The sequence below is a fragment of the Rathayibacter sp. AY1C2 genome, from assembly GCF_002931195.1.
Classification (GTDB): Bacteria; Actinomycetota; Actinomycetes; order Actinomycetales; family Microbacteriaceae; genus Rathayibacter.
Genome location: NZ_PSWG01000005.1, coordinates 89,701 through 105,255 on the forward strand (window position 1 = coordinate 89,701; position 15,555 = coordinate 105,255).

Below are 15,555 nucleotides of genomic sequence, written 5' to 3' on the forward strand. Positions count from 1 at the left end.
GAGTGTTACGAGTGCTCTTCGGCGAAGAGCCGGTCGAAGGCGTCGACGCGCCGGTCGGTGACCGTCGTGGGCGTCTCGAGGTGCACGGCGCCGCTGGGCACGAGGCCCGCGCCGCCGAAGCGCTCCATGACGCGCCACTGCGCGGCGACGTCCTCACCGCTGTGCTCCGGGGGCAGGTGCTCCCAGAAGTCGAAGCCGCCGACGGCCAGGAGGGCGTCGCGGCGGTAGAGGACGCACGCGCCCAGCCAGGCGACCCGGTACGCGCGCCAGGCGCCCTCCGGGACGTCGAGGCGGGCGGCGACGTGCGTGAGATTGGCCGCGTTGTGCAGCGGCCAGCGCTCGAACTCCGGGGTTCCGCGCCGCACCCGCTCGGGCTCCACGCGCTCCTCCCAGGTCTCGAACGACTCGGTCTCCTGCGGGCGCACGTCCTCGAGGTAGGACAGGCCCTGCACCGCGGAGCCGACGAAGCCGCAGTCGAGGCGCTCGAGGGCCTCGTGCAGCCGCGAGAGCGTGCCCGGCTCGAGCCACACGTCGTCGTCGAGGAAGAGGACGGCCGGGGCGGTGGCGAGGGAGAGGAGGTAGTGCCTCTGCTCCGCGAGCCCGCGCCGGGGCAGGTGCCGGCGCACCACCGGAGCCCGGCCCTGCGCCTCCAGCACGCGCAGCATCGCGAGGATCGTCGGGTCGCTCTCGGCGACCGCGTCGTCGGACTGGGCGCTGACAATCACGCGGAAGGGCGGGTCGTCCTGGGCGGCGAGTCCGGCGAGCGTGGCGGCGAGCTCGGCACGGCGGCCGACCGTCGGCACCAGCACGTCGATCAGCGGCTGCCGGGGAGCCTCGGGGATCCCCCAGCGCCCGGACCACCGGCGGCTGGTCACGGCGCGGCCGATCGGATGCGCTGGACCATCTCGGTCGTGGAGTGCTCCGAGACGTAGCCGACCGTGGTGACGACGCCCCCGTAGGAGCGGACGACGGCCGCCTCCGCGAGCATGTCGGGGTTGTAGTCCCCGCCCTTCACGTAGACGTCGGGCTGCACGCGCTCGAGCAGCGGGATGGGGGTGTCTCCGCCGAAGAGCGTCACGTAGTCGACGCAGCCCAGCTCGGCGATCACGCCCGCGCGGTCGCCCTCCGGGTTGATCGGCCGTCCCTCGCCCTTCAGCCGCCGGACGGAGTCGTCGTCGTTCACCGCGACCACGAGCACGTCGCCGAGCTCGCGGGCCTGGCGGAGATACGCCGTGTGGCCGCGGTGCAGGACGTCGAAGCAGCCGTTGGTGAAGACCACGCGGCGACCGCGGCGCGCCTGCTCCGCGAGGACCTCGACGAGGGCGTCCTCGCCGAGCACGACGGCGCCGGGAGCGGCGAGGGAGGCGAGCAGGTCGTCGCCCGAGCAGACGGAGGTGCCGGGGCGCTGCACGACCACGTCGGCGGCGGCCTGCGCCAGATCGACGGCGGTGGCCAGGGAGCGGCCGGCGGCGAGGGCGAGGGTGGCGGTCGCGGCGAAGGTGTCGCCGGCGCCGGACGCCTGCTTCTCCTCCGCGGGCTGAGCGAAGGTGCGGCTGACCGTGCCGTCGGCGTCGAGGGCGGTGGAGCCGTCCCGGTCGAGGGTGACCACGACGTGCCGGGCGCCCGAGCGGGCGCGCAGGTCGTCCGCCGCGTCGCGCACGGCGGCGGCCCGCTCCGTCCCGCGCCCGAGGGAGCCGCCGAGCAGCCGCTCCGCCTCCTTGGCGTTCGGGGTGACGAGGTCCGGCCGGGCGAAGGCCCAGTCGGCGAGCTCGTGCGCGTCGATCACGAGGAGGCCGGGGCGCCCGACGGCGAGCAGGCGTTCGACGGCCTCGCGGAGGATCCCCGAGCCGTAGTCGCAGACCAGGACGGCGTCGGCGCCCGCGGCGGCCTCGGCGGCGGCACCGGCGAGCAGGGCCAGCTCGTCGTCGGCCGGGTGGTGCGGGCCGGAGTCGACGCGCAGCATCACGCTGTCGCCGCCGACCACGCGGGTCTTGATCGTCGTCGCAGCGCCGGTGCGGACGACCCGGGAGGTGTCCAGGCCGGCCCGCTCGAGGGCGCGCACGAGCCGGTCGCCCTCGGAGTCGCGTCCGGCCACGCCGACCGTGCGGACGACGGCGCCCAGCGCGCGCAGGTTGGCGGCGGTGTTGGCGGCCCCGCCCGCGACGTCGACGACGTCCTCGAGCCGCAGGACCGGCGCGGGCGCCTCCCGCGTGACGCGCTCCGCCTCGCCGAGCCACCAGGAGTCGAGGATGAGGTCCCCGATCACGGCGACGACCGGCGGGCGCTCGTGGACGTGCGCCAGGAGGGCGCTCGCCCGCTGGAGCGCCGAGCCCTCGAGGCTCATCGCGCGCCTCCCGGCAGAACGGGCAGGCCGAAGTGCACGACCGTGGTCGTGGTCATCTCGTCGAGCAGCTCCGGGCCGTAGCCGAAGCCGGAGCCGGACGCTCCGCGGGGCTGGGCGCTGCCGCCCGGGGCTCCTCCGAAGACGCCGTTGACCTTGACGGTGCCCACCGGCAGCGTCGCCGCGGCCCGATGGGCGTGCTCCATGTCGGCGGTGAGGATCGAGGCGGCCAGACCGTAGGGGCTCGCGGCGGCCAGGTCCAGGCCCTCGTCGAAGGAGTCGACGACGCGGATCGGCGCGACGGGCCCGAAGGTCTCCTCCGTCATCACCAGCATCGACTCGGTGCAGTCGGCCAGGACGGTCGCGGGGTAGAAGGTGCCGTCCCCGGGAGTGCCGCCGGTGAGGGCGCGCGCGCCGCTGCCGAGCGCCTCCGTGACGTGCTCGTGGACGGCGTCGCGCATGCGGGCGTCGACGAGGCGGGGGAGCGGGCCCGCGCTCCAGCGGTCGGCCTCGGCGACCAGCGCCGCCGTGAACGCCTCGGCGATGTCGCGGTGCACGTAGATCCGCTCGACGGAGGTGCAGATCTGGCCGGCGTTGGCGAAGGCGCCCAGCGCGGCCTGCTCGGCGGCCCAGACCGGGTCGACGTCGCGGTCGACGACGAGCGCGTCGTTGCCGCCGTTCTCGAGGATCACGTGCCTGCCGGTGAGGGCGGCGACCCGGGCGAGCGCGCGGCCGGTGGCGGTCGAGCCGACGTGGGCGAGGACGTCGACGCCCTCGGTGCGCGCCAGCTCGTCGCCGACCGCCCCGTCGCCCTCGACCAGGGTCAGCACGCCCTCGGGCAGCGCCTCGGCGAGGATGCTCGTGAAGAGGGCGCCCGTGCCCGGACTGCGCTCGCTCGGCTTGTGCACGACGACGTCACCGGAGACGATCGCGGCGCCCAGGAGGCCCGCAGCGACGGCGACCGGGTCGTTCCACGGAGTGAGGGCGAGCACGACACCGCGCGGGTGCGGCAGGGCCAGATCGACGTTGAGAGCCCCTCCGCGCAGGCTCCTCCCGCGGTGCAGCGGGCCGAGCTCGGCGTACTGGAGCAGCGTGTCGACACCGGCGCGCACGCCGCCCAGCGCGTCGCCGGCGGGCTTGCCCGTCTCCTGCGTGTTGAGGTCGGCGAGCTCCTGCTCGCGCTCGGCCACGCGGTGGGCGGCGGCACGGAGCAGGGCGCCGCGCTCGGCGGGCGCGGTGGCGGCCCACGCGGGGAACGCGGTCCGCGCGCGGCGGACGGCGTCGGCGGCGGTCGTGGCGGGGGTCGTGATGTCGATGGTCACGGTCACCTCTCGGTCGGGGGCGCCCGCGGAGTGGCGGACGCATCTGTCCGGTACCCGGGTGGTGCGCGCCTAGACACGCCGCCTCGGGAATCCACCCCCGGATCGGCGACGGGCTCGCCCCCGATCCGGTTTCGGATCGGTCCCGGCGGGGAAGTGGAGGAGTGCACCGTCCCCGGAGCGGCGCCCGCGCGCCCTCCGCACCTGAGAGGAACCCGTCGTGGTCGCCATCGCCCCCCTCCGAGAGCCCTTCGCCGGAGTCGAGAGGATCGCCGTCCTGCGCGGCGGCGGACTCGGCGACCTGCTGTTCGCGCTGCCCGCCGTCGACGCCCTCGCGGCCGCCTACCCGGGAGCCGAGATCACCCTGCTCGGGACGCCCGCGCACCGGGTCCTGCTGACGGGCGTCGAGTCGCCGATCGCCGACGTCGAGATCCTGCCGGTGGCGCAGGGCGTCCGCGACGGAGAGGGGGAGGACCCCCGGGTCGTCGAGGACTTCACCGAGCGGATGCGCGCGCGCCGCTTCGACCTGGCCGTGCAGCTGCACGGCGGCGGGCGCTACTCCAACCCGTTCCTCCAGCGCCTCGGCGCGCGCCACACGATCGGGTCGCGCACCGACGACGCCGCGGAGCTCGAGCGCACGATCCCCTACGTCTACTACCAGCACGAGATGCTGCGGGCGCTCGAGATCGTCGGGCTGGCCGGAGCGCCCGCGACCCGCCTCGAGCCGGCGCTCGCCGTGGATCCGGAGCGGCGGGACCGCCTCGCCGCCGCGCTGCCCGCGGGCGGCCCGCTGGTGCTGATCCACCCCGGCGCGACCGATCCCCGCCGCCGCTGGCCCGCCGCCTCCTTCGCCGCCGTGGCGACGGAGCTGCTGGCGGACGGCGCGCGCGTGCTGGTGGTGGGCGACGCCTCGGACGTGCCCGCCGCCGACGAGATCGTCGCCGGAGCGCCGGGAGCGGTCTCCTGGGCGGGCGTCGTGGACCTCCCGGACCTCGCTCCGCTGCTCTCGCTCGCCGACCTCGTGCTCGGCAACGACTCCGGACCACGCCATCTCGCCGCCGCGGTCGGCGCTCCGACGGTCGGGGTCTTCTGGGTGGGCAACGCGATCAACGCCGCGGCCCTCGGGCGGCAGCGCCATCGGGTGCAGCTGAGCTGGACCACGCACTGCCCGGTCTGCGGGCGCGACGCCACGCAGGTCGGCTGGACCGCTCCGCGCTGCGAGCACGACGTCACGTTCGTCGGCGATGTGCGCGTCGAGGCGGTGCTCGAGGACGTCCGCGGGGTGCTCGCCTCCACCCGCTGAACCGCGAGACGCCACCTCGGTACGCGACGCGCCGGGGCGTGCGGACCGAGGCGGCGTCTCGCGGAGGGGGATCCGGGGCGCGCCCGGATCAGCGGATCACGGCCAGGACGGCTCCTCCTCGTGCGTGATGACGAGCTCGCGGACCTCGCAGCCGCGCGGCTGGCCGAGGACGAACATGACGGCGTTCGCCACGTTCTCCGGATCGTTCAGCAGCGCGTCCGGACCCGGCTTGTACTGCTCGTCGCGGTCGTCGAAGAAGCGCGTCTTCATGCCCGACGGGATCAGCGTGGTCACGCCGATCTCGCCCTTGGTCTCGGCCGCGAGCGCGCGGGTGAAGCCGAGCACGCCGAACTTCGAGGCGCAGTACGCGGTCGCGTCCGAGACGGCCTTGATCGCGAGCGAGGAGGCGACGGTGACGACGCGGCCGTGGGTCTCGGTGAGGAAGGGCAGGGCCGCCCGGACGACGGCCGCGGTGCCGAGGAGGTTGACGGAGATGACGCGCTCCCACTCCTCCGGCTCCACGTCCACGAGGCGGCCGCAGCGGTCGATGCCGGCCGCGGTCACGACGGCGTCGAGCCCGCCGTGCTCGCGGGCGATCTCGACGACCGCCTTCTCGGCCTCGCGGGTCTTCGCGACGTCGACCTGGTAGGCGGCGACGCCCTCCTTCACCGACGAGACGTCGCGGTCGAGCACGATCGGGGTGCCGCCGGCGGCGGCGACCGCGGCGGCGACGGCCGCACCGAGCCCGGAGGCTCCTCCGGTGATCAGGACGCGGCCGATGGGGGTGGGAGTGGTGCTCATGGTTTCCTTCCGGGGGTGGTCTGCGGGCCTCGTGGGCCGCGGGTCAGCCGACGCGCGCGAGCGCGGCGGCGAGATGGGTGGTCGAGCGGCCCGGGTGGTACGGCACGGTCAGGACCCGGCCGCCCCACTTCGCCACCGTCGCCGTCTCGGGGAGGGACTCGGCGGAGTAGTCGCCGCCCTTCACCCAGACGTCGGGGCGGATGCGGCGCAGCGCCTCGTCCGGCGTGTCCTCGCCGAAGACCAGCACGGCGTCGACGCACTCGAGCGCGAGCAGCAGGTCGACGCGGTCGTCCTCGGGGATGATCGGCCGTGCCGCGCCCTTGAGGCGCCGGACGGAGTCGTCCGAGTTGAGGCAGACGATCAGGCAGTCGCCGAGAGCGCGTGCTGCGGAGAGGGTGCGGGCGTGGCCGGCGTGGAGCAGGTCGAAGCAGCCGCCCGTCGCGACCACCGTTCCTCCTGCCGCGCGGACGGACTCGGCGACGCGCAGGGCGTCCACCCCGCCGCCGTGGAGGGGTGCGGGGTCGGCGGGAGCGGACAGTGAGGCGACCCCTCCCGCGAGGAGGTAGGCGCCGGCCGCGGCGACCGCCGCCTGCACCGCCTCCGAGGTGCTCGCGCCCTCGGCGAGGGCGACCGCGGCGGAGGCGGCGAACCGGTCGCCCGCGCCGCACGGGTCGGTGGGCGGCACGGCGACGGCCGGTGCGACGACCGGGACGCCGGCGCCGCGGGAGCGCAGCAGGGCGCCGGAGGATCCCATCGTCACGGTGACCGCACCGCAGCCCCAGCGCTCGAGGAGGGTGGTCGCGGCGGACTCGGCGCGCGTCACTCCGCGGCCGACGGCTCCCGAGAAGGCGGTGGCCTCGGCCAGGTTCGGGGTGGCGAGGGAGGTGGCGGCGACCGGCTGCGAGCCCCGCGGGTGCGGATCCCACACCAGCGGCACGGTGAGCGCGTCGAGCGCCGTGCGGAGCGACGGCTCCTCGGTCAGGCGGCGGCCGTAGTCGGCGACGATCACGGCGTCGGCGTCGGCGAGGGCGGCGAGCATCGCGTCGGTGACGCCGGGGACGGGCGGCGTCTCGCAGCCGCGGTCGATCCGCACGACGGCCTGGCCGGAGGCGGCGACGCGGGTCTTCACCGGCGTCGGCGCTCCCGAGGGCCCGGCGACCAGGCGGACGCCGGACAGCTCGGCGCGCAGCTCCGCCACGTCCGGATCCGAGTCCTCGGCGAGCGCGGTCACCAGCGTCACCTCGTGCCCGTCGCGGGCGAGCATCCGGGCGACCAGCCCGGCACCGCCGGCGCGGGCGCTGCGGGCCGACACGTCGACCACGGGGACGGGGGCGTCCGGGCTGAGCCGCTCGGCGGGTCCGGAGAGGTCGACGTCGAGCATCACGTCGCCGACGACGACGAGGCGCAGGCGGCTCACGAGGCGGCCGCCGTCCGCGCGCGGATCCGGTGCTCGAAGGCCCGGCAGAGCGCGTGCACGAGCACCAGCTGCGCCTCCTGCACGTTGGAGCCGTGGCCCTCGAGGGCGATCGCCTCGTCGCAGAGCTCGGTGAGCGGGTTCGGCCCCTCGCCGGTCAGCGCCCACGACCGGGCGCCCGCCGCACGGGCGGCCTCCGCGGCGTGGAGGAGGTTCGCGCTGCGTCCGCTGGTGGAGAGCAGGACCACGACGTCGCCCGCCCGGGCGTGCGCGGTGACCTGGCGCGAGAACACGTGGTCGAAGCCGTAGTCGTTGCCGATCGCGGTCAGGCTCGACGTCTCGGCGTGCAGCGAGATGGCGGAGAAGGGGACGCGGTCGCCGTCGAAGCGGCCGACGAGCTCGGCGGTGAGGTGCTGCGCCTCCGCCGCGGAGCCGCCGTTGCCCGCGGCGAGCAGGCGCGCGCCGGAGTGCAGGCGGTCGGCGAGCTCGACGCCCCAGGCGGCGATCCTGTCGGAGTGGCGCTCCAGCTGCGCGACCGCGTCGAGCGCGCGCGCCACGTGGTCGTCGACGAGGCGCCGGGCGGCGTCGGCCGGGGTGTCCAGAACGGTGTCGATGGTCGCGGTGTCGATGGTCATCGTCGCGGAGCCGCCTTCCGGGTGGTGGGGGATGAGGGTGCGCTCGTGGCGCCGGTGAGGAGCGACTCGTCGCCGAGGCCGGCGAGCGTCGTGACGTAGGCGCGCTCGGTGTCGGCGGCGACGCGGTCCCAGGAGTAGCGGGACTCGACGCGCTCGCGGCCGGCGGCCCCGTAGGCGCGGGCGCGGTCGGGGTCCTCCAGCAGCGAGCCGAGGGCGGCGGCCAGGGCGACCGGATCGCGCGGAGGCACGTGGACCCCGGTGACGTCCTCGACCACGGTGTCGATCAGGCCGCCCACGGAGGAGGCGACGACCGGCACGCCGCAGGCCATCGCCTCGAGCGGAGTGATGCCGAACGGCTCGTACCAGGGCGCGCAGACCACGACGTCGGCCGAGCGGAGCATCGCGGGCATCTCGGTCTGCGAGAGCTGGCCGACGAAGTCGACACGGTCCGCGACGCCGAGGCTCTCGGCCACGCCGTGCAGCCGCTGGTACTCGGGGTCCGCCGTCAGCGCGTCGCCGGAGCCGGAGCCCCCGACCACGACGAGCTCGGCGTCGTGGCCGGCCGCGACCAGGTGCGCGAGCGCCTCGATCGCGATGCCCATGCCCTTGCGCGGCACCAGGCGTCCGATGGTCATGAGCCGCGAGCGCTCTCTGCGGGGCGCGACCGGGCCCTCGACCGAGAACCGGTCGATGTCGACTCCGCAGGGCACCACCGAGATGCGCGAGGTCGGCACGCCGAGCCCCTTGAGCTCGAAGGCCTCGTCCGAGCAGGTGGCGACGACGCCGTCGGCCTTCTGGCCCACTCCGGGCTCGAGCCAGGCGCGCTCCTCGGGGCTGGTGTCGAGCGCGCCCTGCTGGCGGCGCTTGACCACGCCCAGCGCGTGGAAGGTGTGGAGGACGGGCACGCGCCGACCCGTGGCTCGCTCCACCCGCTCGGAGGCGTCGAGCGCGGCGACCCCGGACATCCAGAAGTGGCTGTGCACGAGGTCCGGCCGCTCCTGCAGCCACTCCTCGGCGAGGTCGACGGCGAAGTCGCCCATGAAGGGCAGCAGCTCGTCCTTGGACACCCGGCGCGGCGGCCCGGCGTCGATGTGCACGACCTCGACTCCCGAGGTGAAGGGCACGCGCCGGGGCAGGGAGGGGTCGTCGCGGCGGGTGTAGACGACCACGCGGTGGCCGCGGCGCGCGAGGGCGTCGGCGAGCGCCGCCACGTGGACGTTCTGGCCGCCGGCGTCGACGCCGCCGAGGGTCGCCAGCGGGCTCGCGTGCTCCGAGACCATGGCGATCGTGAGCGCGGGCGCGGAGGAGAGGTGCTGCTTCATCGGGTGCTCCCTTCCAGAGCGGGCTCCGGCGACCGGCGTCCCGGGAGGTCGGCGAGGACCTCGTCCCAGTCGCGGTGGAACCGGGCGAGGCCGTAGCGCGCGAGCGCGGCCTCGCGGGCGACGGCGCCGGCGCGGGCGGCGCGGTCCGGGTCCTCGACGAGCGCCCGGGCCGAGGCGACGAGGGCGTCGAGGTCGTTCGAGACCGCTCCGGCCTCGGGCGGGACGGCGCGCCCCGCCTCCGTCACGTCGAGCGCGACGACGGGCATCCCGAGATGCATCGCCTCCAGCAGCGCGAGGCCGAGGGAGGTCCAGCGGAACGGGTGCAGGTAGACCCGGCGGCGGGCCAGGGCCGCGTGCATCGCCTGCGTGCGGACGTCGCCGAGGACCGTCACGTCCTCCAGGCCCGGCAGCTCGGCGAGCCGGTCGGTCTTCATCCCGAAGACGTCCAGCGGAGCGACGGCGCCGAAGCGGGGGAGCAGGTCGGTCCCGGCGACCCGGCCCCGGCGGACGGGCTCGTTGACGACCACGCCGAAGTGCGGCAGCTCGCCGGTGTAGAGGGGACCCGGGTCGTGGATCCCGTGCTCGATCACCGTCGTCCGCGTCGATCCGGTGTCCCACATCAGGGCGTTGAAGTGGGTGACGTGGACGATCAGCAGGTCGTCGCGGTCGGCGAGCGGGTGGCGGTTGTCCGGCACGTCCCCGCGGGGTGTGTTGTGCTCCACGTAGACGGCGGGTACGTCGCGGCCGAGGCGTCGCCCGAGCAGGCGCTCGGCCTCGGCGAGCTCCTCGGGCCTCTGGAGGAGGACCGCGTCGACGTCGGCGTCGTGCAGCTCCTCGGGCGCGATCTCGACGGCGCTCGGCCAGTCGCGGCCGCCGGTGCCCAGGCCCCAGCCGTCGCGGGCCGGAGTCGTGGGGAGCAGGTAGGTGTGGGCGCCGCGGACGAAGGCGTCCGCCCAGCCGCCGTGCACGTGCCAGAGCAGGATCCTCATGCGATGGCCTCTCTCGGGGAAGTCGTGGGTCGGAGTCGGAGGGCGGCGGCGACCGCCTCCTCGGCGCTCACCCCCGCGAGGCAGGGATGGCCGGGGACGGGGCACACGCGGGCGCGCGAGCCGGCGCAGGGCGCCTCCTGGTCGCCGAGCAGCGCGACCGGGACGCCGTAGGGCGCCCAGCGCACGGCCGGGACGACCGGCGCGAAGAGGCTGACCACGGGGGTGCCGACCGCGGCGGCGAGGTGCGCGGGGCCGGTGTTGCCGCAGATCACGACCTCGGCGCCGGCCAGCACCTCGGCGGCGCCGGGGAAGTCCGTCGCCCCGCCGAGGTCGATGCCGCGGGTGCCCGCGACCTCGGCCGTGAGGGAGCGCTCGCCCGGGCCGCCGGTGACGACGACAGCGAGGCCCGCGTCCGCCAGCAGCTCGACGGCGCGGGCCGCGTTCGCCGCGGGCCAGGCGCGGGCGGGGACGGCTGCCCCGGGGTGCACGACCGCGTAGGGGCCGATCCCCTCGAGAGCGGCGGGCAGCACGCCCTCGCGGCGCACGCGGAGCCGTCCGTCGTCGCCGGCGGGCAGCGCGAAGCCGGCCGCCGCCGCGATCGCGAGCGCGCGCTCCGGCTCCGGCTGGTCCTCCTCGAGGGTCTCGCCCGGCACGAGGCGCACATCGAGCAGGGCGCCCGCGAAGTCGACTGAGGCGCCCGTGATGCGGGCGACACCGGCGAGGCGGAGCAGCAGGGCCAGCGGAAGCGGCGACTGGTGGAAGGAGGTGAGGATCACGGCCTCGTCCGGCGCGAACTCCTCGACGATCGCGCGCAGCTCGTCGACGAGCTCGGAGTCGACGGGGCGGGAGGCGTCGCCGATCCACGGGCACCACCAGGTGCGGACGGAGGAGGGACCCGGCAGCAGCGCGGCCGCGGGCGCTCCCTGCGGACCGCTCAGCAGCAGCACCTCGGCGTCGGCCGCGATCGCGCGGACGGCGGGTCCGCACAGCAGGACGTCTCCCGCGCTGTCCAGGCGGGCGACGAGCACGCGGCGCTTCACTCGGCGTCCTCGGCGGGCTGCATCGCGAGCAGCAGCTCGACCGCCTCGAGGAGCGTCGCCGCCTGCAGCGGAGCGGCGTCCACCTCCTCGGCGCGGGTGATCGGAGTCGGCACCAGCACTCCACGGGCGCCGGCCGCGGCGGCGGCGCGGACGTCGGCCCCGATGTCGCCGATCACGGCGAGGGACCGTGCCGGCAGTCCCAGCTGCTCGGCGGCGCCGAGCACCATGCCGGGCCGGGGCTTCCGGCAGGAGCAGCCGTCCTCCGGGCCGTGGGGGCAGAGCATCCACACGTCGAAGCCACCGAACAGCTCGTCCACGCGCCGGTTCACCGCGTCGGCCTGGCCGCGGTCGATGATCCCGCGGGCGATCCCGGACTGGTTGGTGACCACGCCCACGGCCAGCCCCGCCTCGCGCGCCCGCTCGACCGCGGCGACGGCGGTGGGCATCGGGGAGACCTGCGCTGGGTCGCCGTTGTAGGGCACGTCGACCACGAGCGTCGCATCGCGGTCGAAGAGGATCCCCCGCAGGCGCGGGGCCCTCGCGCGCTCGTCGGCGCTCCGGGAGGAGGAGTCGTTCACCTTCTCCTCGTACCCCTCGACCGGGGATGTAAACCCCCTTCCGGAGAAGTCGGTCCGTCCGGGCGCGTCGCTCGCATCTGCGGGCGGCGCGTCTGAGGTGCGCGCAGCGGGGTACGGGGACTCCGACAGGAAGGAGGCGCCGTGCGCGCTCTCACCGCCCCGGACGGGACTCCGGAGATCCTCGCGCTGCGCGCCCTCAAGCTCGGCGACCTGCTCGTCGCCGTCCCGGCGCTCAAGGCCCTGCGCCGAGGCTTCCCGGACCACCGGCTGATCATGGCGACCACGCCCTGGCTCGAGCCGATCGTCGACCTGGTCGAGGGCCTGGACGCGCTCGTGCCCACCCTCCACGGACTCGACGACCCGCTGCCGATGGCCGCCGGCCGCGTCGAGCTCGGCGTGAACCTCCACGGCAACGGCCCGGAGTCGCGGCTGCGGCTGCGCGAGATCGCGCCCGAGCGCACGCTCGAGTTCCGCGTCCCGGCGCTGGACCCGGGCGCGGGCCCGGAGGACCCGCGGCCGCTCTGGATCGACGGCGAGCTCGAGCGCGCCCGCTGGGCCCGCCTGGTGAACTCGATCGGTCTCGACGCCGACCCCGAGGACGTCGCGATCGCCGTCCCCGAGGAGCCCGCCTCGGCCCCCGGAGCCGCCGTCGTGCACATCGGGGCCTTCTACGGCTCTCGCGAGTGGCCGGAGGAGCGCTTCGCCGCGGTGGCGCGCGCCCTCACCGCCGAGGGGCACCGCGTCGTCTACACCGGAGGCGCGAACGAGGCCGACCGCGCCCGCCGCGTCGCCGAGCTCGCCGGCACGGGCGAGGTGCTGGCGGGGGAGCTCGCGCTCAGCGGGTTCGCCGCGGTCGTCGCGGCCGCCGAGGTCGTAGTGACCGTCGACACCGGAGCCGCGCACCTCGCCTCCGCGTACGGCGTCCCCTCGGTCGTGATCTTCGGTCCGGCACCGCCCGAGGCCTGGGGCCCTCCGGCCTCGGGGCCGCACGTCGTGCTGACCGACGCCTCCCTCCGCCGCGGAGACGTCTTCTCTGCCGAGCCGGACCCGGCGCTGCTCGCGGTCCAGGTCGACGACGTCCTCGCCGCCCTCGCGTCGCTCCCGTCGCGTGCCGAGGCCCACCTCAGGCGGACTTCAGCCGCGTCGCCGGTCGGACCGGAGTGACCGTGGCCACGCGGGCCCGGGGAGCACGCGGCTGATGGCTGCGCGAGGGGGCGCCGAGCCGGTCGGCGAGCTGCGCGAGGATCCGCCGCTGCAGGCGCGAGACCTGCATCTGCGTCGTCCCCAGGGCGTCGGCGATCTGCTGCTGGGTGCGCTCCTCGACGAAGCGCATCCGCAGGAGCTCGCGCTGGCCCTCCTCGAGCTCGGCGAGGGCCTCGGCGAGCCCGTGCCGCCGGTCGATCTCGAGCAGCCGGTCGTCCTCGCCGCCGAGAGTGTCGCCCAGGCCGACGCCGCCCTCGCCCACGGTCTCGTCGAGGGAGAGCGGATGCCCCGCGAGGCGCGCGTCGGCCACCTCCGTCGCGTCCACTCCGAGGCGGCGGGCGATCTCCTGGTCGGTGGGGTGCCGGCCGAGCTCCTGCGCGAGCTCGTCGGCGACGACGGCGGAGCGGCGGTGCAGCTCCTGCACGCCGCGCGGCGGCCGGATCATCCAGCCGAGGTCGCGGAGGTGGCGCTTGAGCTCGCCGGTGATCGTGGGGACGGCGAACGCGGCGAAGCTGTCGCCGCGCTCGGGAGTGAAGCGGCGGGCGGCCTTCACGAGGCCCACGTAGGCGACCTGGCGCAGATCCGCCCAGTCGCCTCCACTCCGGGAGACCCGGCGGGCCATGGCCTCGGCCAGGCCCAGGTGGTCGAGCACGATGCGCTCGCGGATGCGCGCGCCCTCGGCGGCCTCCGCGCTCACAGCCGCCTGGAAGAGCGAGAGCGTGCGGGCGTCCTTCTCCTCCCGCGCCGCCTCGGTGAGGGCGCTCGGGCGGTCGGTGCGGGGGTCGAGATCGATCGTGCTCATCAGTGCTCCTTCCGGGCACGCTCGCGCGGAGGCCCGGCGCGGCCTGCGGTGCGGCGCTCGGGCCCTCTCGACGAGAGGCCCGGGGTCAGCGCACCACTGCTCCTGCTCGCTCGGGGAGTCCGTTGACTCGGAGCAGTGCTGTCCGGTAGAAGCAGTCGCCGCGAGGCGCGCACCGTGCCCGGGGCGGAGGCGCCACGGCCCCCGCGATCCCGGGCGCCGCACCGGCTCCCGCCGGTAGGATCGGCCTCGTATGTCTGAGCTCACCCCGCCCCTGGAAAGCGCGCCGGACGCGCACCCGTTCACGACCGCGACCGGGAGCGACGTCCGCGTCCGCTTCTGCCCCTCGCCGACCGGGACCCCGCACGTCGGCCTCATCCGCACCGCCCTGTTCAACTGGGCGTACGCGCGCCACACCGGCGGCACGTTCGTCTTCCGCATCGAGGACACGGACGCCGCCCGCGACAGCGAGGAGAGCGTGGAGCAGATCCTCGACGCGCTGCGCTGGCTGAAGCTCGACTGGGACGAGGGCGTCGGAGTCGGCGGCCCGCACGGCCCGTACCGGCAGTCCGAGCGCACCGATGTCTACCTCGACGTGATCGCGCGCCTGACGGCCTCGGGGCACCTCTACGAGAGCTACTCCACGGCCGAGGAGATCGACGCGCGCAACGAGGCGGCCGGCCGCGCGAAGCAGCACGGGTACGACAACCACGACCGCGATCTCACCGAGGAGGAGCGCGCCGCCTTCCGCGCCGAGGGCCGCGCCCCGGCGCTGCGCCTGCGCGTGCCGGACGCCGACCTGTCCTTCGACGACCTGGTCCGCGGCCCGATCACGTTCCCCGCCGGCTCCTTCAGCGACTTCGTCGTGGTGCGCCCCAACGGCCAGCCGCTCTACACGCTGGTGAACCCGGTCGACGACGCGATCATGCAGATCACCCACGTGCTGCGCGGCGAGGACATCCTCCCCTCGACCGCCCGGCAGATCGCGCTGTACCACGCGCTGATCGACATCGGAGTGACGACCTTCGTCCCGCGCTTCGGGCACCTCCCCTACGTGATGGGCGACGGCAGCAAGAAGCTCTCCAAGCGCGATCCGTCCTCGAACCTCTTCCACCACCGCGACCGCGGCTTCATCCCGGAGGGCCTGGTCAACTACCTCGCCCTGCTCGGCTGGTCGCTCACGCACGACCGCGACGTCTTCTCGATCGACGAGATGGTCGCCGCCTTCGACGTCGCCGACGTGAACCCCAATCCGGCCCGCTTCGACCTCAAGAAGGCCGAGTCGATCAACGGCGATCACATCCGCCTCCTGGCCGTCGACGACTTCACCGAGCGGACGATCCCGTACCTCGTGGCGGCCGGAGTGCTCGCGGGCGAGCCGACCGCCGAGCAGCGCGCCGTGCTCGACGCCGCCGCACCCCTCGTGCAGGAGCGGATCGGCCTGCTCGGGGAGGCCCCCGGCATGCTCGGGTTCCTCTTCACCGCGTCCGACGCGCTCGAGTACGACGAGGACGCGCTGAAGGGCCTGCCCGCGAACGCCGGCGAGGTGCTCGCCGCCTCGATCGGCGCCCTCGAGCTCGTCCCCGCGTCCGAGTGGCTGACGGCCTCGATCCAGGAGGCGCTCGCCTCCGCGCTGATCGAGGGCCTCGGCCTCAAGCCCCGCATCGCCTACGGGCCGCTGCGCACGGCGGTCTCCGGACGCCGCGTCTCGCCGCCGCTGTTCGAGTCGATGGAGATCCTCGGCAAGCAGGAGTCGATCGCCCGCCTCGACCGCCTGGGCGCTCACCTCGGCACCTCCCGGCAGGCCTGAC

The 15,555-nt window shown here is 75.6% G+C and carries 14 protein-coding genes; 3 read left to right on the forward strand and 11 right to left on the reverse strand.

The features are described 5' to 3' along the window. Positions 1 to 5 precede the first annotated feature (5 nt). From C5C55_RS05760 to C5C55_RS05770, 3 genes are read right to left on the reverse strand one after another with little or no spacing between them, the layout of a single operon-like run. Positions 6 to 875, reverse strand: a complete 870-nt coding sequence (locus C5C55_RS05760; protein WP_219812988.1) for a glycosyltransferase family A protein — start codon at positions 873 to 875, stop codon at positions 6 to 8. After that, the gene (gene rfaE2, locus C5C55_RS05765) at positions 872 to 2,344 is read right to left on the reverse strand and encodes a D-glycero-beta-D-manno-heptose 1-phosphate adenylyltransferase (RefSeq protein ID WP_104233226.1); all 1,473 of its coding nucleotides are present in this window, start codon (positions 2,342 to 2,344) and stop codon (positions 872 to 874) included. Before rfaE2 ends, C5C55_RS05760 begins: the two co-directional genes overlap by 4 nt. Further along, positions 2,341 to 3,663: an aldehyde dehydrogenase gene (locus tag C5C55_RS05770; RefSeq protein WP_258062856.1), complete on the reverse strand. Its 1,323-nt coding sequence runs from the start codon at positions 3,661 to 3,663 to the stop codon at positions 2,341 to 2,343. The genes rfaE2 and C5C55_RS05770 overlap by 4 nt, the downstream gene beginning before the upstream one ends. A 217-nt stretch (positions 3,664 to 3,880) precedes the next feature. Between C5C55_RS05770 and C5C55_RS05775 the strand changes: the two genes are divergently transcribed. After that, positions 3,881 to 4,963 carry a glycosyltransferase family 9 protein gene (locus C5C55_RS05775; RefSeq protein ID WP_104233228.1) on the forward strand — a complete coding sequence of 361 codons (1,083 nt, stop codon included), beginning with the start codon at positions 3,881 to 3,883 and terminating at the stop codon, positions 4,961 to 4,963. Positions 4,964 to 5,059: 96 nt separating this feature from the next. Here C5C55_RS05775 and C5C55_RS05780 read toward each other — a convergent pair whose 3' ends face one another. The 7 genes from C5C55_RS05780 to C5C55_RS05810 are packed head-to-tail and all read right to left on the reverse strand — an operon-like array spanning position 5,060 to position 11,742. Next, on the reverse strand, positions 5,060 to 5,764 hold the full coding sequence (locus C5C55_RS05780) for an SDR family oxidoreductase (RefSeq protein WP_104233229.1): 705 nt from the start codon (positions 5,762 to 5,764) through the stop codon (positions 5,060 to 5,062). 43 nt (positions 5,765 to 5,807) lie between these two features. Continuing rightward, complete coding sequence (locus C5C55_RS05785; protein WP_104233300.1) at positions 5,808 to 7,172, reverse strand: PfkB family carbohydrate kinase; 1,365 nt, start codon at positions 7,170 to 7,172, stop codon at positions 5,808 to 5,810. Positions 7,173 to 7,177: 5 nt separating this feature from the next. Next, positions 7,178 to 7,813, reverse strand: a complete 636-nt coding sequence (locus C5C55_RS05790; RefSeq protein ID WP_104223523.1) for an SIS domain-containing protein — start codon at positions 7,811 to 7,813, stop codon at positions 7,178 to 7,180. Beyond that, positions 7,810 to 9,135, reverse strand: a complete 1,326-nt coding sequence (locus C5C55_RS05795; RefSeq protein ID WP_104233230.1) for a glycosyltransferase — start codon at positions 9,133 to 9,135, stop codon at positions 7,810 to 7,812. Before C5C55_RS05795 ends, C5C55_RS05790 begins: the two co-directional genes overlap by 4 nt. Then, positions 9,132 to 10,124 (reverse strand): glycosyltransferase, encoded by a 993-nt coding sequence (locus tag C5C55_RS05800; protein WP_104233231.1) that lies wholly within the window; start codon positions 10,122 to 10,124, stop codon positions 9,132 to 9,134. The genes C5C55_RS05795 and C5C55_RS05800 overlap by 4 nt, the downstream gene beginning before the upstream one ends. Beyond that, positions 10,121 to 11,164: a glycosyltransferase family 9 protein gene (locus tag C5C55_RS05805; protein ID WP_104233232.1), complete on the reverse strand. Its 1,044-nt coding sequence runs from the start codon at positions 11,162 to 11,164 to the stop codon at positions 10,121 to 10,123. Before C5C55_RS05805 ends, C5C55_RS05800 begins: the two co-directional genes overlap by 4 nt. Then, a complete protein-coding gene (locus C5C55_RS05810; protein WP_104233233.1) occupies positions 11,161 to 11,742 on the reverse strand; it encodes an HAD-IIIA family hydrolase in 582 nt (193 codons plus the stop codon). Before C5C55_RS05810 ends, C5C55_RS05805 begins: the two co-directional genes overlap by 4 nt. 141 nt (positions 11,743 to 11,883) lie before the next feature. Between C5C55_RS05810 and C5C55_RS05815 the strand changes: the two genes are divergently transcribed. Continuing rightward, entirely contained in the window at positions 11,884 to 12,906 is a 1,023-nt protein-coding gene (locus C5C55_RS05815; protein WP_104233234.1) for a glycosyltransferase family 9 protein, read from the forward strand. Here the strand turns inward: C5C55_RS05815 and C5C55_RS05820 are convergent. Continuing rightward, the gene (locus tag C5C55_RS05820; protein WP_104223520.1) at positions 12,866 to 13,747 is read right to left on the reverse strand and encodes a sigma-70 family RNA polymerase sigma factor; all 882 of its coding nucleotides are present in this window, start codon (positions 13,745 to 13,747) and stop codon (positions 12,866 to 12,868) included. The genes C5C55_RS05815 and C5C55_RS05820 overlap by 41 nt on opposite strands. Before the next feature lie 250 nt (positions 13,748 to 13,997). On the opposite strand from C5C55_RS05820, the gene gltX reads away from it, so the two are divergent. Then, on the forward strand, positions 13,998 to 15,554 hold the full coding sequence (gene gltX / locus C5C55_RS05825; RefSeq protein ID WP_104233235.1) for a glutamate--tRNA ligase: 1,557 nt from the start codon (positions 13,998 to 14,000) through the stop codon (positions 15,552 to 15,554). Position 15,555 lies beyond the last annotated feature (1 nt).

Coding starts and splice junctions, on each gene's coding strand:
- rfaE2 (WP_104233226.1), bottom strand. CDS start 2,344: ATGAGCCTCGAGGGCTCGGCGCTCCAGCGGGCGAGCGCCCTCCTGGCG.
- C5C55_RS05820 (WP_104223520.1), bottom strand. CDS start 13,747: ATGAGCACGATCGATCTCGACCCCCGCACCGACCGCCCGAGCGCCCTC.
- C5C55_RS05790 (WP_104223523.1), bottom strand. CDS start 7,813: ATGACCATCGACACCGCGACCATCGACACCGTTCTGGACACCCCGGCC.
- gltX (WP_104233235.1), top strand. CDS start 13,998: ATGTCTGAGCTCACCCCGCCCCTGGAAAGCGCGCCGGACGCGCACCCG.
- C5C55_RS05780 (WP_104233229.1), bottom strand. CDS start 5,764: ATGAGCACCACTCCCACCCCCATCGGCCGCGTCCTGATCACCGGAGGA.
- C5C55_RS05795 (WP_104233230.1), bottom strand. CDS start 9,135: ATGAAGCAGCACCTCTCCTCCGCGCCCGCGCTCACGATCGCCATGGTC.
- C5C55_RS05800 (WP_104233231.1), bottom strand. CDS start 10,124: ATGAGGATCCTGCTCTGGCACGTGCACGGCGGCTGGGCGGACGCCTTC.